Consider the following 22,971-nt stretch of genomic DNA (forward strand, 5'->3'; position numbering starts at 1 on the left):
TAGCACAAAATTATTTTTGTAATTACAATTGATAAATCTTATTTTACAAAAACACTTTTACCACTTTGTAAACTACGTACATCTATATCACGCATATCTGCAATTTGTTGTGCAGTGCGTAATTTAGCAAGTGCTTTCAAGGTTGCTCGTACAACATTAATTTTAGTACGTGAACCATAAGTTTTACTATAAATATCGGTGTATCCGGCTAATTCAACAACAGCACGCACTGTTCCTGAAGCTACAATTCCTTTTCCACGTGGTGCTGGTTTTAGAAGAATTTTAGAAGCATTAAATTTGTCATTAATTTCATGAGGAATTGTTGATTTGTTAATAATTGGCACAGTAATTAAACGATTTTGAGCATCTTTAACTGCTTTTTTAACTGCATCTTGAACTTCATTAGCTTTTCCGTGACCAAAACCAACTTTTCCTTTTTTATTACCAACAACTGCATAAGCTGAAAAAGAAAATCTTCTTCCACCTTTAACAACAGTTGTTACCCGCGCAATGCTAACAACACGATCTTCAAATTCAGTTTTGATTTGACGATCTTTATTTTGTGGAGCACGACGACGCATTGGTTTACGAGCTTGTTTTTCTTCAGCTTTATTAGCTTCTGCTTTTGGAACAACAACTTGTTCAGTTGGTTGCATTTTTTGCAATTCTTTTTCCATTAGAATTTAACTCCTTGTTTTCTTAACTCTTCAGCAAAAGCTTTAACACGTCCGTGGTAAAGGTATCCACTACGATCAAAGATAAAATCTTGATCAATGAGTTTTAATTCAGTAATTTTAGAGCTTAATTTAGGTGCTAAGTCACGAGCAGCTGCAATATTCCCACCATAAACTTTGTTATCTTCAGATAAAGTTGATACTGATGTAATTACTTGATTGGTTTCAGGATTAACTACAAAAGCATAAAAGTTTTGTAGTGATTTGTAAACCCCAATACGATATTTTTTCTGAGCTGAAAGTGATTGAGTAATGTTTTTGCGAACTCTTTTTTGTTTGATTTTGCGAGCTTGATTTCGAGAGATTGCCATAATTATTTACTTGCTTTTTTCCCTTCTTTAAGTTTAAGAACTTCATCAGCATAACTCACACCTTTTCCAGAGTAAGCATTTGGTTTACGAACAGCACGAAGTTGAGCAGCAAATTCACCAACTTTTTGTTTATCAATTCCACTAACAATAATAGTAGTTGCATTTGGAAGTTCAACTTTAACTTCAGTTGGAACATCAACTAGCACTGGATGTGAATAACCAACAAGTAGTTCTAATTGTTGATCTTTAAGTGCCACACGATATCCAACCCCTTTGATTCTAAGTTCTTTTTTAAAACCAACTGAAACTCCAGTAAGCATTCCCTGAAGTAGTGAATTAGTAGTTCCGTGTAATTGTTTAACTTGTTTTAACTCAGAAGAACGAGTGGTATAAATTTTACCATCACGAGCTTCAATATTGATTTGTGGCGCAAAAGTGCGACTTAATTTACCAAGCTGTCCTGAAACAGTCACTTCATTGTTGTTAAAGATAATTTCAACACCAGCTGGAATAGTTAAAATACGATTTCCGACACGTGACATATTCTATCAAATGAAGGCGATGATTTCACCACCAACATTTTCCTTTCTCGCTTGTTTATCAGTTAATAGTCCTTTTGAAGTTGAAACAATAGCTGTTCCAAATCCTGAAAGAACTGATGGTAACTTGTGAGCTGGAGCATAAACACGTAATGAAGGTTTACTAATACGTTTTAGCCCTGAAATTACACTTGTATTACCTTTGTATTTTAAATCAATAGTGATTTCTTTTTTAATATCACCTGAAACACTAAAGCCACTGATGTAGCCTTCTTGTTTAAAAATATTTAAAATTGCTACTTTTTTGTTTGAATGCCCTAAAGTAACTTGTTCGTGTTTACGAATAGTTGCATTACGAATACGGGTGAGCATATCTGCAATTGGATCGGTTATAAATGCCATTATCAACTCGCTTTCTTAATACCAGGAATTCGTCCTTCGTGTGCTAATGTACGGAAACAAATCCGGCAAATTTTGAATTTACGCATCACTGCTCGTGGACGACCACAAAGTTGACAGCGATTATAGGCGCGAACAGCAAATTTTGGATGTTTTTCCGCTCTTACTTTTAATGATTTTTTTGCCATATTAATCCTTTAATTAACTTTTTTTCGCAAAAGGGAATCCCATTTTTGAAAGTAATGCCTTTGCTTGTTGATTGTTAGGTGCACTGGTCACAATAATGATGTCTAGCCCACGTAATTTACGAATTTTATCAAAACTAATTTCTGGAAAAACAATGATCTCTTTAATTCCTAGTGCAAAGTTACCACGTCCATCAAATGATTTTGAACTAATTCCACGAAAATCACGAATACGTGGAATAGCAATGTTGATTAATTTGTATAAAAATTCTCACATTGCATCACGACGTAAAGTAACTTTCCCACCAACTGGCATACCTTTACGTAATTTTCAAGAAGCCAGTGATTTTTTAGCTGTGTTTTGATAAGCTTTTTGTCCTGAAATAAGTGATAATTCATTTAACACTTCTTCAATAGCTTTTGAGTTAGTTACTTCATTTCCCGCTGTCATATTAAGTACAACTTTTTCAATGCGAGGAATTTGCATTACAGAAGATAAATTAAATTCTTCTTTTAAACTAGGAGCAACCTTTTCAAGATAAAACTGTTGTAATTGATTCATTAGACCACCTTCTTAGTTTTTTTGGCAAAACGAACTTTTTTACCATCTTCAACTTTGTAACCAATTTTGCTATATTCAGCTGGTTTGTCTTTGCTTGCTTTTTTGGTAAGTAATGCTACATTTGAAACGTGAATAGGTGCTTCTTTAACTACAATTTCACCTTTAGTGTTTTGTTGATTTGGTTTTTTATGTTTGGTAATTTTATTAACATCTTTGACAATAACTTGGTTTTTGCTAGGAAAAACTTCTAGCACAGCACCAACTTTACCTTTGTCATCACCTGCAATAATTACTACTTCGTCATTTTTTCTAATTTTCATAACTTTAATAACTATGCTCCTATAAAACCTCAGGCGCTAATGAAGCGATTTTGAGATAACCTTTATCACGAATTTCACGAGCAATTGGGCCAAAAACACGAGTTCCACGAGGAGAACCATCTTCTTTGATTAACACAACTGCGTTGTCATCGAATTTAATATGAGATCCATTAGCACGACGTAGCCCGTAAACACTACGAACAACTACACCTTTTACTACTTGACCTTCTTTGACAATACCATTTGGCAGTGCTTTTTTCACTGAACAAACAACAATGTCACCAATGTTAGAATTTTTTTTGACAGAGCCACCTAAATTACGGATAACCCCAACGATTTTAGCCCCTGAATTATCAGCTACAACTAAACGTGATTGTTCTTGAACCATTAGTGCTCTCCTTGTTTTTTAATAATTTCTACCAAACGAAATGTTTTAGTTTTACTAATTGGCCGAGTTTCAGCAATTTTAACTTTATCACCCATTTGAGCTTTAGCTGCTTCATCATGCACAGCAAATTTTTTAATTTTTTTAAAACGTTTTCCATATAAACGGTGTTTAACATGGGTTTCAACAGCAACTGTAATTGTTTTTTCACATGCTGTTGAAACTACTACACCAACTAAAGTTTTACGAGAATTACGCACTAAAGTTGGGGTTGCATTTGCAATACCAGTTGAACTCATTAGTCGGCCTCCTTAATAATTTCTTGCTGACGAATTGCAGTTAGGATTCTTGCAATATCTTTTTTAATTTCAGCGATTTTGTGACTTTGATCAAGACGTTGAGTTTTATTTTTAAAACGCAAGGTGAAAAGTTCTGAACGATATTCAACTAGCATTTGTTGTAATTCACTAACACTTTTATTTGCAAGTTCTTTAAATTCCATCTTGTGTCTCCTCAACTTTATTATTAGTTAAAATTCTTCATTTAAGTGGTAATTTGTGACCACCTAAACGTAATGCATCACGAGCGATTTCAGGTTTTACACCTTTAACTTCAAACATCATAGTGTTTTCTTTAACAACAGCAACTCATCTATCAACTGAACCTTTTCCTGATCCCATCCGCACTCCAATTGGTTTTGAAGTTAAAGAAAGATGAGGGAAAATACGAATAATAACTTGTCCTTCACGACCCATACGACGAGTGATGGCAATACGAGCTGCTTCGATTTGCGCTGCACTTACTCAGTTAGAAGTTACAGCTTGTAATCCAAATTCACCAAATGCCACAGTGTTTCCACGAAAAGCGGCACGTTTGTTGTGTTTGATACGAAAGGTTTTACGGTGTTTTGTTTTTTTGGGTTGTAACATTTTTAGTTCCTTTCCACTTTAGGTTTTGATTTGGATTCAACTTGATTATATTGATCACCTAATGAAACTCAAACTTTAATACCTAAAGCACCATAAGTGGTACGTGCGGTCGCTGTTGCGTATTCAACATTTTGACGCAAGGTATGAAGTTTCATTTCACCTTCTGCATAACCTTCAGCACGAGCCATATCAACTCCATTAAGACGTCCGCTTACTCTGGTTTTAATACCTTTAGCTCCTGCTTTCATAGCACTACGAATTGCAAATTTTTGTGCAATTCTAAATGATCCACGAGCTTCTAATTTAATAGCGATGTCTTCTGCTAATAATTTAGCATTTAAATCTGGATTTTTAATCTCTACAGCATCGATATTAATTTGAGCTTTTTTGTTACGAATTGCTTTTTTAAGATCATCAATAATTTTTTTTAGGTTTGCGCCACCTTGACCTAAAAATGATCCAAGTTTTGCTGTTTGGACAACAACAGTAATTATTCCTTTGTTGTCACGACGAATTTGTGTATTAGCAATTTTATATTCACGAGTTAATTTTTCAAAAAAACGGTGAATTTTAACATCTTCAATTAGTTTATCTGCAAAATTAGCTTTTTCAGCATATCAAATTGCATTGTGTTGACGAGTGATCCCGTAACGAAAACCATTTGGATTAACTTTTTGTCCCATTATAGATCTCCTTGCTCAACATTAGAACGTTCAACTACAAAAACTGAAAGGTGAGAAGTACGCTTGTAAATTGAAGCTGCAACACCTTTAGATTTTGGTTGATAACGTTTTAAAGTTGTCCCTTCATTAACAATAGCTTGTTTTACATATAAATTTGTTCCTGAAAGACCAAAGTTATTTACTGCATTTGCAACAGCTGAGTTAACTAGTTTTATAAAAAAGTAAGCTGCTTTTTTGTTAGTGTTGTGTAAAATCGCTAAAGCATCTGTTGTTGAACGATTTTTAATAAGCGCTGCCACTAGGCGAGCTTTTTGAGCAGAAATACGTTGAGTTTTTACGTGAGCTTTTGCTTCAATAATTTTACTTTTATTTTCCATAGTGACTTACCTTATTTTTTCTTACCTTTGTCTTTATCTTTACCATGACCTGTGTAGGTGCGAGTTGGTGAAAACTCACCTAGTTTATGCCCTACCATATCATCGGTAACATAAACATCATGAAAAATTTTACCATTGTGAACTTGGAAGGTAAATCCGACAAAATCAGGAAAAATAGTTGAACGACGTGACCAAGTTTTGATTGGTTTTTTACTTTTGGATTCAATTGCTTTAGCAACTTTGTTTAGCAAATGCTCATCAGCAAAAGGCCCTTTTTTAAGTGAACGTGCCATTATTTACTATCCTTTCTACGACGAATAATCAATTTAGTAGATGCTTTTTTGTTACGACGTGTTTTAACACCAAGAGCTTTTTTACCTCATGGAGTAAGAGGTGACTTACGTCCAATTGGTTGTTTCCCTTCACCACCACCATGTGGGTGATCATTTGGGTTCATAACTGATCCACGAACAGTTGGACGGATACCTAAGTGACGTGAACGACCAGCTTTACCAATGTTAACAAGTGAGTGTTCTTCATTTCCAACCACTCCTATAGTTGCTCGACAACGAGCTAAAATCCGACGATATTCACCTGATTTTAATTTAAGAATAACATATTTACCATCTTCATCACGCCCTTGAATTTGTGCGCTAGTTCCAGCTGAACGCATTAATTGCCCACCTGCTCCAGGGTGTAATTCAATGTTGTGTACAAAAGTACCTTCTGGAATATTTGCAAGTGGTAATGTGTTTCCCACTAAAATGTCAACATTTTCACCTGAAACAACTTCTTGACCAACTTGTAATCCTTTAGGTGCTAAAATGTATCTTTTTTCACCATCTTTGTAACTTACAAGCGCAATGTTAGCTGATCTATTTGGATCATATTCAATAGTTTTAACAATTGCTACAATATTATCTTTATTACGTTTGAAGTCAATTAAACGATATTTACGTTTTTGACGTCCACCTTGGTGACGGGTAGTAATTTTACCTTGGTTATTACGGCCTGAATGTTTCTTAAGAATAACAACTAAAGATTTTTCAGGTCTATCAGTAGTTAAATTTTCACGATAATTTAACGCTGACATATGACGTCTACCGTTAGTAACTGGTTTGTAATGTTTTAACGCCATAACTACTCTTTTCCTTTAACTTCTTTTTCATCAGATTTAGCACTTTTACTATTTGTTGTTTTAGCTTTGTTTGCAAGTTTTTCTGCAACTTTAGCTTGAACCTGGTCATAACGTGCTTGTTTTTCTGCTTTTTGTTCTTCGCTTAGTTGATCTTTTGGTAACTCTTGTGGATCTTGTTCTAGAATTGGACTTTCATCATCATTAATTTTAATTGAATATCCATCTTTTAAAGTAACGTATGCTTTTTTGTATCCTGGTACAAACCCTGCAAAACGTCCTAATTTTTTAGCTTTTCTATCAACTACGCTAATATTAACTTTTTCAACTTTAACATCAAAAATATATTCAATAGCTTTTTTAACTTCTGAACGATTGGTTCTTTTGTCTACTGCAAATGTGTAAACACGTGAAGGCATTTGCTCATAAGTTTTTTCAGTCAAAATTGGTGCTTTAATAATTTCTGTAAAATTCATTATTTAACCCTTTCGACCATTTTAACAATATCATTTTCAGCAATAATTAGAGCATCTGCTCAAATCAATTGCTCAACTAACAATGAAGTTGGTTTGGTAACTACAACATTTTGTAAGTTACGTGCTGATAAAAATAAATTTTCATCAGTCGAAGCAATTAAAACATGTTTTAATTTGCTTGCTTTATAAGCATTTAATTTTTGTACTAACTCTTTAGTTGAAATTTGACTCATTGCAAAATCAGCTACTAAAACTTGTTTTTGATTTGCAAGTTGTGATAAAGCACTAACAAATGCTAATTTACGAACTTTTTTATTAACTTTAGTGTTGTAATTACGAGAAGTTGTAGGTCCAAAAGCACGACCACCACCAACAAAAATAGGTGAACGACGTGAACCTGCACGAGCTTTACCAGTTCCTTTTTGTTTTCAAGGTTTTTTTCCAGTTCCACTAACTTCAGCACGTGATTTAACTTTATGAGTTGCGTAACGGCGTGAACCACGTTCGTATAAGATAGTATCAAAAACTGCTTGTGAATGCGCCTCAGTTAAACCAAATAAAATTTTTGGTAATTCAAAGTTATTTTCAAATGTAACTTTTGGAGCACTTAAGTTTTGTTCAATTTTAACTTCTTGATTAGTTTCCATAGTTTTTGTTTCTATTTTCTTAGCCATTTTGCACCTCTGAGTAATTTACTAAATTAATAGGTGTTTTAGCAGTGGAATTTTTACTTGCTTGTTTAATGATTACATATGATTTTTTAGGTCCTGGAATTGAACCTTTAACTAGTAAAACATTGTTTGCAAGATCAATTTTAATAACTTCAAGATTTTGGATAGTTACTCTTTCATGACCTAAATGTCCTGGCATTGTCATTCCTTTAACAACTTTGTTTCCAGAAATATCACCAATTGAACCAGTTTGACGAATAGGTTTTGAACCACCTCCACCACCATGAGAACGAGGACCAATTGCTTGGTTGTATCTTTTAATGGTTCCGGCAAATCCTTTTCCTTTTGAAGTACCAACTACATCAACAAATTCACCTTCACTAAAAATACTTAAGTCAACTTTGTCACCTAATTTGTAACCTTCAAAGTCACGAAATTCTCTAACAAATCTTTTAGCAACAGTTTGTGCTTTGTCAAAATGACCTTTTTCAGGTTTATTGATACGAGATGTCTTTTTGTCAAAAACACCTAATTGAATAGCTTGATATGAGTTTTTTTCTTGTGTTAATTCCGCAGTAACGACATTTGGTTGTGCTTCAATGACAGTAACTGGAATAACTTGGCCGTCTTGACCAAATACTTGAGTCATTCCGACTTTTCTACCTAAAATACCTTTCATTATGCAACCTCTAATTTATCAATTTCAACACCTGCAGGTAGTTGAGTTCTTTTAATTTTGTCAATAACTGCTTTTTCATTACTTGAATCTACATCTAAAACAATCAAGCGTTTGTAAGTTCTACTTTCAAATTGTTCACGTGATTTTTTGTTGATGTGAACTGAACGTAAAATTGTAAAAACTTCCCTTTTTGTAGGTAAAGGGATTGGACCTCTAACATCGACATTTAGCTCACGAGCTAACAAAACAAGTTTTTGTGCTGTTTGATCTATTTGACGATGATCAAAGGCTTTTAATTTAATTTTAATTGCATTTTTGCTCATTATTTATAATTAAAAGTTGTTCCTTGTTCATACTTGAACCGGCTCCCCATAAAAACCGATACACAATAACAACTTACTCTTGTGTATCGCAACCTTATGTCTCATTGCCGTATAAAAGCATTATTATTCTATCATCTTTTTTAAAAAAACCAAGCAAAATATTTTTTTATTTTGAATCAAAAATTAAATTTAGAAAAAAATAGTATATATTAGAACAAATACAAACTAAAATAAATAATATTTTTTTAATTAAAAATAAACAAATATAAATATTGTTTAAAATAATTTGTAACAAAAAAACCACTAAAAATAGTGGTTTTTTTGTTAAATTAATGTTTTTATTCCTTACCATCTTCAGGAGTGATGAAACTATTTTTAATATTTTCAACATCAAATGCATATTGGAATGAACCATCATTTCCTGCTCGAATTCTATCGATAAGTCAAAAAGTATCAACTTCCATAAGTGGAATAACGGGTACAAATTCACGAATAATTTCTTCAAAAATAGCAACTAGTTTAAACACATTATCTTGAGTTCAACCAGCATCTTTCTCAGCTGCTGAAAAGTTACCACTGAAAAAATTGTTAATTCTACTAGTATATTCATCACTTGTTTCAGCAAATTCTGGTTCCATAATAAAGTTACCATTTAAATCTTTGGCAAATTCAGTTCCTTCTTTATTAAGGGCAACTTTATGCATTTTTACTTTACCATTTTCATCATATTTAACTTTACGTTGGATCAATTCTTCAAATTTTTGTCTAAAAAAGGCATTAATTTTAAGTCTTTTCATCACAGCATCTTGTTGTTCTTTAGTCATACTAGTTCACCAACTATTATAAGTGAGTGATCCGGTTGGATTATACACAAATCCGATTAATTTGCTATCGAGTGGACTAATTTCATCAGTATTAAAAAAGGCTCTAATATAACTTTGAGGCTCACCACCACCAATATTGAAAAAGTCGAAGTTTTTCATAGTAAGATCAAAATCACCAGTAATTAAACGTTGATAGTAGATTCCATCTGGCAACCTAATTGGGTCAATTTCAATAAACCCATTAGTTTGACGAGAAAGAGCATCTTGAAGTCCAATTGCCGCATTTTCTTCATTATTTTCTTTGTAAATAAAACTTAATTTAACGTGCTTAATTTGTGGATGATTCTTTTTAAATCGATTCAAATAAAAATTAGCGACATCTAAATCATACGACTTATCTATTCGCGGCACGGATTCAAATCAAACAGCTTTGGCAAGATGTGATGGATAACTTTCTGATGAAATTGGAAATTTTTTAAAATTCCCATTAGCATCTTTATCTTCTGAATAGTAATATTGACTACTAAAGAAGGTCTCTAATGGATAACCTTTGTTAGTAGAAATGTTGTCTGGACTAGTTCAAGTAGTCTGTGGAAAAGATGAATCTAGACCATATAGTCTTAACAGATCAACTCGATTTATACTATAGAATAATGCCTTTCTTAAATCAGGATCCTGTAGTGGTGAATCACCACGTTTAACATTATCTAAATTAATCTGAATTCCAATTGTCCCATAACCTTGCTGTTTAGTCATGTATTGACGAGTTTTTGCATTGGACCAAAATTTACGTTGAAAGCTAGAAGGAATTCTAGTTTTAGCAATGTAACCATCACTAAATAATGAAGATAAAAGTTCTGGTTGGTCTGCAAAAAAGACTTTAATCTTACTTGGAACAGTTTTATCAGATGAATAATAATTTGGTCTTTTACTCAAAATCATATAACCTTGTTGACCTAAACTTAAATCGGAAATGTCAAAAGGTCCATTTCAAATAAATTTGCTAAGGTCTGTTCCAAAATTACCAATTCCTCCAACGGTGTATTCAACAAATTTACGATTAATTGGTAACATAATTCTTGGATATAAAATTTGTTGAAACATATTTGAAAACTGTTTAATTCCATAGTCTTCAAATTCAATTCGCAAATCATAACCTGATTTTGGTAAAAAGTCATATTTAGCTAGCAATTGTGGGCCCACAAAAACTTGACGAGGATCTAAAAATGGATTATGAGTAAGATGTTCGGTGACTTGTTTTCCATCCACTAGTCTAACAAAAGAATCACTTTTGTAATTAAAATTAGGGTTAAAAACCGCATTTTCTTGAATTAATTTAACAATTTCCGCATTGCTATATTCCATAAAAATACGACCTGTGTACATCCCAAAGCCTTGAGTTAGCTTTTTGAATTTATCAACATATTCTTGATCACCTTTATTTTGAGATTGAAATACTTTTTGACTTAAATCCTGGACAATTTTGCCATCCTTATTTTTAATAAAACGACGTTGACCAAAAGGATTACTATATAAATTACCAAACTTTTTAACATAATCTTGTTGTAATGAAACGATTGATTGAGCATTTTTAATATTAAGTGATAAAACCTCAATTAATTTTGGTGAAGCTACATTAGCATTTAAAACATACAAAATATAGTCAATATAATCTTGAGCGGTGACTTCATCACCATTTGATCATTTAGAAGCACCTTTGTTTAGTGGAATTGTTACTGTAACTTCGCCACCTGAACTATTTTCAATAGATGTAAAATTACCACTTCCAGAATTTATTGTACCTACTGTTAAACCAAAATCAGTTAAATTGTAAGAAGCATTATCACTTGCAATTGAATCAATGTGATCAAAAATTTCACTTGCTGTGTTATAAGAACCACCACTAATACTATAAGTTGTAAGTGATGATGTTGGTAAATTAAGCTTAGCTCCATAACTAGAACCTGCTGAAGGGCCAGGTTTGAAAAAAGATTCTACCAATGACTTAATAATAGGTTCAGAAGATTTATTAGTTACATAGTTAAGGTCGTTGATTGGAGGAATTGCAAAACCAAAATCAAAATCATCTCGATTTTGTTCTATAAGATTTCCACAGCTCGCCAAAAGCATTATCGGAGATAAGGAACTAATAAAAAATAAAGATTTTTTAAACAACTTTTTCATATTTTAGCTAAATTGTGTCCGAACGACAAAATATGTTTGCTCTCCTTTTTTAGTTAAAAATGTTGGTGCTGTATTGTAGTTTTTACCATTTTCAGCTACAAATTCATAGTGACCTAAATCTAATAAATCTTTAATTTCTTTATGATTCTCATCACTAAAGTATACTCTAAATTCACGTGATCCAGCTTCTGTTGGACGTAATAAGGCATTTTTGAAATCACCTATAATACTTCAAGAAGTCATCCAACTGGTATAACCTTCATCTTCTAGTGTGTGTTTTGTTGTTGGATCGGCTTGACGTTTAAGATAAAATAAATTATCATTATTTTTAGTACTTACTGAGATTGAAAATGTTTTACCTGTTTCATCTTCAAAAGTTAAATATTTAATTTTATCTGCTTGATCTTTTTTAACAAATCCTCATAAAACAACTTGGTCACGTTTAGAATCACGCCAAATACCACTAACAGTAGTTTCACCAACACCTTCTGATTTTAAAAGATAGTATCAATAAGCTTCTGGCCTATTTGTTACTCTTTTGCCTTTTAGATTAGTGATTGAAAGAGTATCATCTTTTACAGGTTCACGATTTTCATCATAGAGTTCTCAACCTAAAACTTTTCTTTGGAAACGATCTTTAAAGAAACCGTTATTTGTAGAATTGTTTTGACCTATATAACCTGTTCTTCAATATCCATTGCTAATAAATGCTGAAATAGTTTTGTCATAATAGTGGTGTCAATTTTGTAGCTCGCCTTGGAATTCTTCAATTGCAGATTGTAAATTAATACCAATTGGACCTGAAATTTCATCAATTTGATTTTTATATTTTTGAATTATTTGTTTTTGTTTTTCTTGAACTTTATTATCAGCTAAAACTTTGTCTATAAATTTAGTTCCAGTATAATCACTTGTGATAGAACTTAGCTCTTTTGCACGTTTTTCTAAAAGATCACTAATACGTGAGTAAGCATTATTTTTTTGACTTTTTTCAAAAATTCCTTCAAGTTCATTATATAAATGATTTAATTTTTCAGTTTTTAAACCAGCAATTAATGAAGTTAGATAAAAGTTAGTAAATGGAGTAATTGCAGTTTGGTTACGACCTTGACTAATGTCAAAAATTGGCATATATGAACGGTATCAACGTTTAGTTAAATTTCCGTCAACAAAATATTCATTTCCTGTATTATTTTCAGAAATATTTGCAAAAGCGCTTGGAATATTATCTAAATTCTTTTGACTTGGAACATAATGAATTTGGACAAAATCACGAGTTAGTGATTCTGGAAAATTATAAACATAGTTAGTAAAGTAATCATCAGGACGTGATTCTGATCTACTTTGGTTTTTATTACGTAAATTAGTTAATTCAATGTCACTTCGAGTATAAACTATTGGTTGAGTTAAATTTGGATAATAGTAGTTTTTAGAACCAACAATATGTTGTAACATATAAAGACTAATACCATTATAACCAATGTGATTTTCTTTTAAAAAATCTTTAATTCAATCCAACACTTGTGACTTGCTTGAATGGTTTAAATCATCGCCAACAAATGCTTCGCTTGCAAATGAGACCGAATTAACATCACTAATAGCTCTATATCTAAATGCGAGTTTTTTGTATTCTGTTTTTTCTTTTGGTAAATTAGCATTAAATAGACCAAACTTTGTAAATAAACCACTTGGATTTTCTGATGGATTACCTTTGTAAGTAGTAAAACCTTTAAACCCAACTGATGATAAAAATAAAGGATCAATATTTTTGTCATCAATATTAGGGTTTTTAAAAAGCACATTTAAAGTAGATTGTTCAAAAGCATTCATTAAAGTATTAGCAAAATCTTGAACTTTAGTTCGAATTTCAGATTTATCAATTTTAAAAATACTTGATAAAGTATCAATAAGTGCTGTAGAATCTTGAACTTTATTATTTGGTTTAGTGATTTGTGATTTGTTATCTTTGTTTAATTGATCAAAAGCATAACTAAATAAATCAAATTTAGTCATTGTATAATCTAGGTTTCAATTACGAATATAATCATCATCTTTTTTCTCAATTACCATATTAAATGGATCTATTGAAATAAAATCTAAAAAAGCAGCAATTGTATCGAATGAAGTATCTTGACCATTTTTAACAAAATAATTATGTTGATAGTCAAAGCCGAATAAATCTGAATCTCATGCATCTAAATAAATTTTAGAACTACTTGAAATAGCTGATGATGTTTTTCCAAAAGAAAAATCTTGAGCAATTCCAAATAACTTGTTAGAATCACTTAACTGATCTAGTTTCAATAAAGTTGCAAGTGAAGATTTATGAATTGGTTTATCATATGATGTTGGATCAATTTCTGAATTATCTGTTATTGTGGCAATAGCTCCTGAATTAATATATTGCCCATTTTGGTCCAATTTATTCATATTAACAAAAAAGTCATATTTAGGATTTTGATAATAACTATTTTCACCAACTTTGATAATTTTAGCATATGGGGTTGAACCAAATTCGACAGAGTTATGGAATCTAAAAGCTTCTTTAAAGTATTCATCTGCAGTATTTCCTGCGTTACCAGCTACTAAAATATCTTTTTTCAGTTGCCCTAATAAATTAGGTGCTTGCTTTACTTCGCCATAAACTTTAAATGTTAAAAGATTGTCTAACTTATTAGCAACTTGTTGATAAAGTTTGCTTCTAAATAAATTGACAAGTTCTGTTAAAATAATTGATTTGAAATTTTGCTCACTTGCTTGACCACTTTTGTTTACTTCTGTTTTTGGAGTTAATTTACTTTCTTGAGTTTTTGCATCTAATAATTTAGAAAAATCTAAACCTTTAATTTTTTCATCAAAAACTTTTGTATATTTTAATAAACCTTCAAAAATAGCATCACTAATTTTTTGATAAAAAGCATTTTTTAAATTTCCAATGTTTTTTAATTGATCATAAAGATCAACATTACTTGTGGCAAAATTACTTGTGCTTGATGCTTGAATTCACACTTTATTTAATTCACCATTTAATGCTTCAATCATTTTTTTATTATCATCTTGTTCAATTAGTTTAACAAGTTCACTTTTAATGCTTGGGTCAATTTCATTGTTTTTATCAAGTAAAAGTGTTTTAATATCAATATTGTTAACTAAACGATTTGATAATTCAAAAGTAACTCGATTATTATTTAAATCATTATTTAAAAGAGCCTGTTTTTCAACAGGATTGGTAAGAAGTTCTGTTAAAATGCCAGACCAATATGGATTGCTTACTTTAAATTTTTCAACATTATTTGTATTATTATTTGATGAACCATTTCAACCATTGTCAGAAAACTTAACTACTAATTGGTTTAAAAAGTTTCGTTGTACTTCGCTAATAGCACTAGTTAATTCGGCCAAACTATTTGGTTGTTTAAAAGTTTTAACATCAATAACTGGGCGTCCATTTGGATAAAATACTTTAACATCTAGATCACTAAAAGTTGTTCTATCTGGATTTACTTTATAAGTTGCTATAATTGGTCTACGGTTTGCATCAAACTGGATTTTATTACCTTTTCCATCTGTGATCGAGTTGCTATAAAGATCTTGAATATCTGAACCACTAATAAAACTACTTAATTCTTTATTTTCTGTAGTAGATTGTGTGTTGTCTGCAACTGAACCTGGAACAATTTGGTTAAGTAGTTTTTGGCTTTGACGAAAATACTCAGCTTTATCTTCTGTTGAAGGGTTGATTGTTCCAGATTCGGTATCAAATGAGTTTAATAAAAATAGGTCATAAAGTTTTAGATCACGCAACTGAGCAGCTTTTTCCAATCCACTAAAACTTTGTAAAAAACGACGAGATGGGTCTGCTAATAATACACCTATATCTTGGTTTTGTTTTGAACCATAAATTTCTTTTTCAGTTTCATAACTATTTTTCCCACCTTTTTTGTAACTAAAGTTTGGAAAAACACCAGTTAGTGAACTATTTAAATCAGGGTCACTACGACGTATTTTTAAACCGGATGAACGCGCATCTAGATATAGTTGCAAGGTTTTTAAATTATAAAAAGATTGAACTTGTGGTTGAGTAATAGTTGAAAGTGCATTAAGAATAACATTGGTTGATGGATCTGAATTATCTTGAGCATAAGTTAAAGTTTGGTGATGTCCATACTCATGAGTTCCAACGTATTTTAAATAGTTGATCCCTGTAGTTTTAAAAAATGGTGATGAAGCTTTAAGAAGAGAAATGTAGGAAATACGTGAAGTTGGTGAAAAACCAATATACTCTCCTTTGATACTTGAATAAGAAAGCATTCCACTTTTTGGATCTACTATTTTAGTTAAATAAGTTCCTTGAAGTTGTTCGCCAGTTAAAGGTTTGTTTCTTAAAACAGTGTCAATTAAACCATCATAGACATCAGCATATAATTCATAATATGTTTCATTTTTTCCATTTACTAACTGATCGACTTCTTGAATAATTCTTGGTGTTGAACGATCGAATCAATCAATTGCTTGTTTAAAATAACTAAACTCACGCAGTTGTTTTTGATAATCTGTTTTTTTAGGATCGAGATCAAAAGTAATTTTTCTAGTTTGCACTGTTTTATTAGCGCTATCAGTAGAGTTATCAGTTTTTTCTAAATTAACTTCTAAAAGGGTTGGGCTAACTTTGTTTAGACTTCTAATGGTTCAAACGCTTCAGAAATCAGAATTAAAGTTGCTTAAATATTCATACTGAGCATAACTGGATGGACTAGGATTTCATCTGTTATCAATAGCAAAAAAACTTATCTCACCAGTATTTGTTGGTTCATAAAGTCCTATTTGTTTCCCATCACCTTGATGTATGTTGTAAAGATCATAAAAACCATTTTTTACAATTTCATCAACTTTTGCTTTAATAGATGATGCTAATTCAGCTATTTCTAAAGTCATTGTAGATGCACTAAAACTATGCATTAAATATAGATTTAAAGGTGATTCTGTCTCTTGTTGAAAACTTAATTCTAAAACACCTTGTGGAAAATTATCATCTCCAGTGTTTGTTGTATATTTATCAATACCTCTGCGAATTTGAGCACTAGAAATAATTTTTGGTTGAAGTTGTAACTTATCAAATTTAAAACTATAATTACTTGGCAATTGCAAATTTAAATCATTAGCAGCTAGTAAAGCTGCTGCTTGAAATTTGTGCTTAACTTGTTCAATATCTTGCCCTGGATGATCAAAAACTACAAAATCATACTGACCCTCTCGAGATGCTTTTAATAATTTTTGAGCAATCAAATTATTTGAATCTGAAAAGTCAGAAATCCCCGCAGCTTCTGCTAAAAGTTGAATAAGATTATACTTATAAACCTTTTGCCCATTAAGCAAACTAATCCCTGCTAGACCTGCTAAGTTATCTTTTTTATTTCAGTTAGCTAAAACTTGTTTTTGTGGAATTGTTTCTAAGTATTCATCAAGAGAAGCTTTAGAAATTGGTTTGCTAAAAATCTTGTAGGTTAATTTATCAAGCGCATTTCCTTTTCCTGATAAAGTTGAAAAAATAGGAAATGAACCAAAAAATGAGTCAGGGTAAAACTCTATTTTTGTTTCTTCTTTACGAACACCTGAGTGTTGACCTAGTAATAAATTATTACCTTGACGTGTAACACCTTTTTTAAGTGCAAAATGTTGAAGGGTAATTGCATCTGGTCCTCAAGAGACATTATGAATAAATCATAAAGCGTATTCTAAAAATTCTTGTGGTTCTAGGGCATCCCAATATTCATTAACAAAGTTCATCACACCAACACGGACATTAAAAATTGGAGTTTGTCTATTGTAATTTTTACCAAACCATTTTTCAAACTCACTTATTGAAAAACGACGTTTGTTTGATTTGATATTATCTTCAAGTACAATAGGCTCTTTTATTGATTTATCTGTTAAAGCTTCAACATCAAAATGAGCAACTTTTTCTCCTTTAGTGTTAACAAATTCAGCCTCTGAAATTTGATCTTTTTTAGCAACAAAGTCAGAAACTTTATCTTTAATTTGAATTGGATAAACACCAAGCTCATTGTGAATAGAATATAGTTTGATTCCTCCAATTAAAACGCCAGTGCTAGCTGCTACAGTGGCACTAGCAATTAAAAAACGACTTAACGGTTTGCTAAGTTTCATTAGTATTCTCCTTTTTGCCATTTAGCAACTTCTTGCTCAGTTGCTAAAATGAAATGATTATTACCTAAATTAATTCAGTGTGGTTGAGTGTCTTTTGTATAATTATGCACTTGTAGATTATAAACATATCCGACTAATGATTCTCGATTTGATTCGATGGTTGGAATAGCCTCTATCAAACTTTTTGTATAAGGATGTAAAAAGTTATTCATAATTTCCTGAGTTGGTCCAATTTCAAGCAAACGTCCTCTATGAACTACAGCGATTCGATCAGAGATGTATTCAACCATTCTTAAATCGTGAGAAATAAACAAAATAGTTAAATTATATTTTTCTTTTAAGTCCTTAAAAATGTTAATAATTTGAGCTTGGATAGAAACATCCAATGCTGAAATTGGCTCATCAGCAATCAAAATCTTTGGTCTTACAAGAAGTGCACGACAAATTCCAATACGTTGTTGTTGACCACCACTAAATTCAAGTGGAAAACGATCAAGCACTGATTCATCAAGACCAACAGAAGCTAACAATTCAACTACTAACTGACGTTTTAGTTGTGATGTATTTTTGTCTTGATTATCAATAAATTCCTTATTTTTTTGTTCAAGTAAGTTTTTAATTTCTATATCAAAAGAATTTTTAGATTTTAATAAATCTTGAAGAGATTTAAATAAAAATCTTGATCCTTGTTCAATATCAATTGAAATTTCTTTTGAAAATAATTGTTTTAGATCAGTGATTTGTTGATCACTTAAACTAGATTTTTCTTTTAAAATTTTACTTATTTGGTAAAAAGTAGATTCTAAAAAATTTTGAAAAAAAAGCTTTTTAATAGCACCTTTGTTTTTTAGTTCTAAATTATCAATACCTTCTGTTACTACAGTGTAAATATTTTTATAAGGATTTAGTGAAGATAAAGGATCTTGAAAAATCATTTGTACTGTTTTAACAAGAGAAGTTAGTAATTCACCACGAATTTCTGATTTATTTTGTGGTAAAATCAAATCTCCAATTTTAATTTGTCCAAAATGATGAGATACAAGCCCTGCTAAAGCACTACCTGTGGTTGATTTACCTGAACCAGATTCTCCAACAAATGAAAGCACTTCACCATCATAAATATTAAATGATAAATCATGAATAACTTTGTTTTTTTGGCGACCATGCCCATAAATAATATCAATATTTTTAAAACTAACCAATGGTGCATCACCGTTATTTAACATTTCTTCAGTGCCATCAGTAATGCGACGGTATTCATATTTATTAAAAATTTTAGGAAAATATTTACCAAGGTACTGTGCAAAATATTTATCAAAAAAACTACCAAAAATACTAGTTTTACGTTGGTAAAAATATTTAGACATTATTGTTCTCCTTTAGCTTTTTTTCAATTAGCTCATTTTTGAGCAATGATTGTTGGTGGTTCTACTTTAGGTGCTTTTGGGTCGCATAGTGCCGATTTAACTCTATGAGTTTCGCTAATTTGATAAAATGGAGGTTCTTCATAAAAATCTTGTTCTAAAGCATAGTCATTACGAACTGCAAAAGCATCACCAACAATGTTATTCAAACTAGATGGAACAACTCCACGGATAGATTGTAAACGCTCACCTTTGTTAACATCAGGCATTGATGAAATAAGACCTCAAGTATAAGGATGTTGTGGAAATTGCAAAATTTCCTCACGAGTTCCTTCTTCAATAACTTGTCCAGCATACATAATGGTTATGTAATCAGCTAGCGAAGCCACAACACCTAAATCATGAGTAATAAAAATAATTGTCATTTTTAAGCGAGCTTGTAAGTCGCGAATAATATCAAGAACCAAAGCTTGAACTGTTGTATCAAGTGCTGTTGTTGGTTCATCCATAACAATAATTTTAGGTTCTAATGATAAAATAGCAGATATTACAACTCTTTGAATCATTCCACCTGAAAGCTCATGTGGGTACAATTTCATAACTTTTTCAGGCTCAGCTATTTTTGTCATTTTTAAATATTGAAGAGCTTTTTCGTAAGCTTCCTTTTTGTTGTTAACAATTTTATTTAGAAGCATACCCTCCATAATTTGTGGACCAATTTTTTTAGTAGGATTTAATGTTGACATTGGGTTTTGAAATACTGCTGAAACTACTTTACCACGATAGTTAGAAAGTTCTCAATCTCTAAAAGTAAAATCTTGAACTTCATTTCCAAAAAGTTTGATCAATCCACCTTGGATAACAGCATTATCACCTGGCAAACCATATAAAGTGGATGTGATAACCGATTTTCCTGAACCAGATTCACCAATAATTGCATGAATTTTACCTTCATAAAATTCAATAGAAGCATCACGAATAACATTGCTTTGAATATTTGGGTTAGCTGGATTTAAAAAACTCAAATGTAAATTTTCGATTTGAGCAACAACTGTTTGTTCTTTCCCATTAATAATTTTTTTAGGAGCATTTTTAGCGAAACTAGCGAAATCAAAATTTTTGCGATTTTGGCTAATCTGGAAATAAGCTTTAACACGAGCTATAATATCATTTCATTTAAAAGATTTTTTAGTGCTATAACGTTTTTTGATATGAGCTTCACGAGCTAAAAATTCTTCTTTTAGCAAGTAAAATTTTTCTTCAAAATTTTCACTTTTTGAATTATTTTTTAATTCTTTGTATTCTTTAGCAAAATGTGCAACATTTTTTGCTAAAGCTTTATCTAACATTGTATTATCTTTATGACTCATTAGCGTTGCCTTCTCAATGCATCTTGTAATGCATTACCAATCATTTGAATTGAAGATGTTAATAAAATTAGTAAAAATGCAGGAATTAAAACATAACGTGGGAATAAGGTAACAATTGGAATTCCAGAGTTAATCGCATTTCCTAAAGTCGGTACATTTGGCAAGGATAAACCAATAAAAGCTAGCGCTGTCTCACCTAAAATAGTACCTGGAATAACAAAGACTGTATTAGTGATTAAAAGAGGAATGATAACTGGTACAAAGTTGTATAAAACTTTATATGATGGGGTTCCAAGAACTCTGGAAGCTGTAACTCATGTAAAGTTTCTAGCTCTTTTAATTTGAGCTCGAACTTGATTTGCAAGTCCAATTCAACCGGTAAGACTAAATGAGAGAACTAAAACTCAAAAACTTGGTCGTAAAACTAATGTCATTAAAATTAAAACTAAAATTGTTGGTACGTTTGAAATAACTTTAATAATAAAAGTGAAAATTTTATCAAAAACATCAAAGTGACCCATCAATACACCAAAAAACGTTCCCATAAGCACATCTAAAAGTGCAACAACAAAACTAAGTAGTAATGAAAAACGTAATCCATGTCATAAAAATGCCCAAACATCACGACCTTCACTATCAGTTCCTAAAATAAAATTGTGATCGAAATAATTTCTATTTTTAAGTGTTGGTCTAAGTTCTGTTGGTGAATTGGTTGTAAAAGGAATGATGATTGCAAACAAAATTAAAAAAATAATGATTACAACACCAAAAACACCTGAAAAAGAACGAGAAAAACGATTGATAAATTCTTTAAAACTTCCAATTTTTGGTGCAAAAAAGTTTTTATCCAAATTTTGTGCTTGCGCACTCATCAATTTTCACATTTGATAAGCAACGGGTTGCAAAAAGATATTTGGAGCAATATCTTTTTTAATATATTCGTTAATTGATGTAACTTCCATTATTTTGCTCTCCTACGAATTCTTGGATCTAACAACTCATAACTAATATCACGCAAGGTATAAGAGATAATAGTTAAAAGTGAATAAATAATTACTAAAAATAAGATGATATTATTATCTTTTGACTGAATTGCATCAATCATAATTCCACCAGAACCTGAAATTAGAAATATTTTTTCAACAAAAATTGAACCAATAAACGAACCTAGAACAACTGATGGGAAAAATGTTGCAATTGGAAATAATGAACTTTTTAACGCATGAGTTCAAACAAAACGATTTCTAGTTAAGTTTTTCAAATATGCAAATTTAGCATGAATTGAGTTAAGTTCATTATTAAGTTCAAAACGAATATAACGAACATAACTAATAACAGAACCAATTGATAGTGCTAAAGCTGGTAAGACAAACGTTGAAAAATCTTGAATATTAAAAATATAAGGTATTCCTGAGCGTTGCCCTATAATAAGAAGAACTAAGGCAAAAACCAAAGATGGAATAGAAGAGAAAACCGCAATTCACACTGTTGCTAAATTATCTAAAAATTTTCCTGGATTTTTACCAACAGCAATTCCCAATGGCACTCCAATAGCTATTGTTAAAAAGACTGAAAAAATACCAATTGAAAATGAAGTTAAAAATCTTTGTCAAATAAAATCATTAATTTCAACTCTAGGTCTCAAACTATATGAAACTCCAAAATCTAAATTAATGAAGTGTCATAAATAATTAAAATATCTTTGAGCTAGTGGTAAATCCAAACCATATGTATGTTTTTCAGCGGCTTTTTGTGCCTCTGTTAAACCATCTAAAAAGTGTGGTTCACCTGGGATGGATTCAATTAATAAAAACACTAAGGTCAAAACAATTCAAGCCACCACTATGAATTCACCAAAAATTTTTAAAATTTTGGTTGAAAATCTAAATAAAAACGAATCAAAGTCTATGTATTTTAATCATTCATACTTTTGAACCTTAGGTTTTTTAACATAAAAAATATGATTTTCATCAATACCTGATTCATTTTTGTCAATATTCGTTTCATCTATATAATTTCGTTCAGCTATTTCTGGACTTTTAAATATTTTTTTTCACATTTTTTCCCCTTCATTTAATTCATTTAATTTTTAAGTAAAAAGGCAGAATTTTCATCCTGCCTTTTACTGAAACTATTTGTAAAATATTTAGCTACTCAAGGCTAGATGGTCAGATAATTGTTTTTTAATAATTCAAAACATTTTATTATCTAATGTATTAACTTTGTTAATAAAGGAATTTTTAGCAATGACAAAAACATCAAATAAATTTTGATTATTTTTGTGATTAAGATTATTAAAATGATGTACTTGCATAAAATTCCTTTCAAATTTAATGTTTTGAATTATATCAAA

Annotated in this window: 26 protein-coding genes; all 26 read right to left on the reverse strand. The window is 31.0% G+C overall.

What is annotated here, in order from left to right:
- Positions 1-38: 38 nt before the first annotated feature.
- The 26 genes from rpsE to ACJHWB_RS01630 all read right to left on the reverse strand — a co-directional run bounded on the left by rpsE (position 39) and on the right by ACJHWB_RS01630 (position 22,932).
- Positions 39-677: a 30S ribosomal protein S5 gene (rpsE, locus tag ACJHWB_RS01505; RefSeq protein WP_483132745.1), complete on the reverse strand. Its 639-nt coding sequence runs from the start codon at positions 675-677 to the stop codon at positions 39-41.
- Entirely contained in the window at positions 677-1,045 is a 369-nt protein-coding gene (rplR, locus tag ACJHWB_RS01510) for a 50S ribosomal protein L18 (protein ID WP_483132746.1), read from the reverse strand. Before rplR ends, rpsE begins: the two co-directional genes overlap by 1 nt.
- 2 nt (positions 1,046-1,047) lie before the next feature.
- Complete coding sequence (gene rplF / locus ACJHWB_RS01515; RefSeq protein WP_483132747.1) at positions 1,048-1,587, reverse strand: 50S ribosomal protein L6; 540 nt, start codon at positions 1,585-1,587, stop codon at positions 1,048-1,050.
- Positions 1,588-1,590: 3 nt separating this feature from the next.
- Complete coding sequence (rpsH, locus tag ACJHWB_RS01520) at positions 1,591-1,986, reverse strand: 30S ribosomal protein S8 (protein ID WP_483132748.1); 396 nt, start codon at positions 1,984-1,986, stop codon at positions 1,591-1,593.
- Positions 1,986-2,171, reverse strand: coding sequence for a type Z 30S ribosomal protein S14 (locus ACJHWB_RS01525; RefSeq protein WP_022934739.1), 186 nt, complete (start codon positions 2,169-2,171; stop codon positions 1,986-1,988). The genes rpsH and ACJHWB_RS01525 overlap by 1 nt, the downstream gene beginning before the upstream one ends.
- A 13-nt stretch (positions 2,172-2,184) precedes the next feature.
- Complete coding sequence (rplE, locus tag ACJHWB_RS01530) at positions 2,185-2,730, reverse strand: 50S ribosomal protein L5 (RefSeq protein WP_483132749.1); 546 nt, start codon at positions 2,728-2,730, stop codon at positions 2,185-2,187.
- Positions 2,730-3,050: a 50S ribosomal protein L24 gene (gene rplX / locus ACJHWB_RS01535; protein ID WP_483132750.1), complete on the reverse strand. Its 321-nt coding sequence runs from the start codon at positions 3,048-3,050 to the stop codon at positions 2,730-2,732. The genes rplE and rplX overlap by 1 nt, the downstream gene beginning before the upstream one ends.
- Before the next feature lie 19 nt (positions 3,051-3,069).
- Positions 3,070-3,438: a 50S ribosomal protein L14 gene (gene rplN / locus ACJHWB_RS01540; RefSeq protein ID WP_022934736.1), complete on the reverse strand. Its 369-nt coding sequence runs from the start codon at positions 3,436-3,438 to the stop codon at positions 3,070-3,072.
- Entirely contained in the window at positions 3,438-3,734 is a 297-nt protein-coding gene (rpsQ, locus tag ACJHWB_RS01545) for a 30S ribosomal protein S17 (RefSeq protein WP_483132751.1), read from the reverse strand. The genes rplN and rpsQ overlap by 1 nt, the downstream gene beginning before the upstream one ends.
- Complete coding sequence (gene rpmC / locus ACJHWB_RS01550) at positions 3,734-3,937, reverse strand: 50S ribosomal protein L29 (RefSeq protein WP_022934734.1); 204 nt, start codon at positions 3,935-3,937, stop codon at positions 3,734-3,736. The genes rpsQ and rpmC overlap by 1 nt, the downstream gene beginning before the upstream one ends.
- Complete coding sequence (rplP, locus tag ACJHWB_RS01555; RefSeq protein WP_483132752.1) at positions 3,927-4,364, reverse strand: 50S ribosomal protein L16; 438 nt, start codon at positions 4,362-4,364, stop codon at positions 3,927-3,929. The genes rpmC and rplP overlap by 11 nt, the downstream gene beginning before the upstream one ends.
- 2 nt (positions 4,365-4,366) lie before the next feature.
- Positions 4,367-5,047 (reverse strand): 30S ribosomal protein S3, encoded by a 681-nt coding sequence (rpsC, locus tag ACJHWB_RS01560; protein WP_483132753.1) that lies wholly within the window; start codon positions 5,045-5,047, stop codon positions 4,367-4,369.
- Positions 5,047-5,424, reverse strand: coding sequence for a 50S ribosomal protein L22 (gene rplV, locus ACJHWB_RS01565; protein ID WP_483132754.1), 378 nt, complete (start codon positions 5,422-5,424; stop codon positions 5,047-5,049). Before rplV ends, rpsC begins: the two co-directional genes overlap by 1 nt.
- Before the next feature lie 11 nt (positions 5,425-5,435).
- Positions 5,436-5,717, reverse strand: coding sequence for a 30S ribosomal protein S19 (rpsS, locus tag ACJHWB_RS01570; RefSeq protein WP_022934730.1), 282 nt, complete (start codon positions 5,715-5,717; stop codon positions 5,436-5,438).
- Entirely contained in the window at positions 5,717-6,562 is an 846-nt protein-coding gene (gene rplB, locus ACJHWB_RS01575; protein ID WP_483132755.1) for a 50S ribosomal protein L2, read from the reverse strand. Before rplB ends, rpsS begins: the two co-directional genes overlap by 1 nt.
- Positions 6,563-6,564: 2 nt before the next feature.
- Entirely contained in the window at positions 6,565-7,035 is a 471-nt protein-coding gene (rplW, locus tag ACJHWB_RS01580; RefSeq protein ID WP_483132756.1) for a 50S ribosomal protein L23, read from the reverse strand.
- Positions 7,035-7,709 carry a 50S ribosomal protein L4 gene (gene rplD, locus ACJHWB_RS01585; RefSeq protein ID WP_483132757.1) on the reverse strand — a complete coding sequence of 225 codons (675 nt, stop codon included), beginning with the start codon at positions 7,707-7,709 and terminating at the stop codon, positions 7,035-7,037. Before rplD ends, rplW begins: the two co-directional genes overlap by 1 nt.
- Positions 7,702-8,385 carry a 50S ribosomal protein L3 gene (gene rplC / locus ACJHWB_RS01590; RefSeq protein ID WP_483132758.1) on the reverse strand — a complete coding sequence of 228 codons (684 nt, stop codon included), beginning with the start codon at positions 8,383-8,385 and terminating at the stop codon, positions 7,702-7,704. The genes rplD and rplC overlap by 8 nt, the downstream gene beginning before the upstream one ends.
- Complete coding sequence (gene rpsJ, locus ACJHWB_RS01595) at positions 8,385-8,708, reverse strand: 30S ribosomal protein S10 (RefSeq protein WP_483132759.1); 324 nt, start codon at positions 8,706-8,708, stop codon at positions 8,385-8,387. The genes rplC and rpsJ overlap by 1 nt, the downstream gene beginning before the upstream one ends.
- A gap of 338 nt (positions 8,709-9,046) precedes the next feature.
- The gene (locus ACJHWB_RS01600; RefSeq protein WP_483132760.1) at positions 9,047-11,716 is read right to left on the reverse strand and encodes an ABC transporter substrate-binding protein; all 2,670 of its coding nucleotides are present in this window, start codon (positions 11,714-11,716) and stop codon (positions 9,047-9,049) included.
- 3 nt (positions 11,717-11,719) lie between these two features.
- Positions 11,720-17,884, reverse strand: coding sequence for a PDxFFG protein (locus ACJHWB_RS01605; RefSeq protein ID WP_483132761.1), 6,165 nt, complete (start codon positions 17,882-17,884; stop codon positions 11,720-11,722).
- Positions 17,884-19,251, reverse strand: a complete 1,368-nt coding sequence (locus ACJHWB_RS01610; RefSeq protein ID WP_483132762.1) for an ABC transporter ATP-binding protein — start codon at positions 19,249-19,251, stop codon at positions 17,884-17,886. The genes ACJHWB_RS01605 and ACJHWB_RS01610 overlap by 1 nt, the downstream gene beginning before the upstream one ends.
- A complete protein-coding gene (locus tag ACJHWB_RS01615; protein WP_483132763.1) occupies positions 19,251-20,618 on the reverse strand; it encodes an ABC transporter ATP-binding protein in 1,368 nt (455 codons plus the stop codon). The genes ACJHWB_RS01610 and ACJHWB_RS01615 overlap by 1 nt, the downstream gene beginning before the upstream one ends.
- Positions 20,618-21,580: an ABC transporter permease gene (locus tag ACJHWB_RS01620; RefSeq protein ID WP_483132764.1), complete on the reverse strand. Its 963-nt coding sequence runs from the start codon at positions 21,578-21,580 to the stop codon at positions 20,618-20,620. The genes ACJHWB_RS01615 and ACJHWB_RS01620 overlap by 1 nt, the downstream gene beginning before the upstream one ends.
- Positions 21,580-22,677: an ABC transporter permease gene (locus ACJHWB_RS01625; protein WP_483132765.1), complete on the reverse strand. Its 1,098-nt coding sequence runs from the start codon at positions 22,675-22,677 to the stop codon at positions 21,580-21,582. The genes ACJHWB_RS01620 and ACJHWB_RS01625 overlap by 1 nt, the downstream gene beginning before the upstream one ends.
- 87 nt (positions 22,678-22,764) lie before the next feature.
- Entirely contained in the window at positions 22,765-22,932 is a 168-nt protein-coding gene (locus ACJHWB_RS01630; protein ID WP_483132766.1) for a hypothetical protein, read from the reverse strand.
- Positions 22,933-22,971: the final 39 nt, after the last annotated feature.

This window comes from Mesomycoplasma sp., from assembly GCF_056854695.1.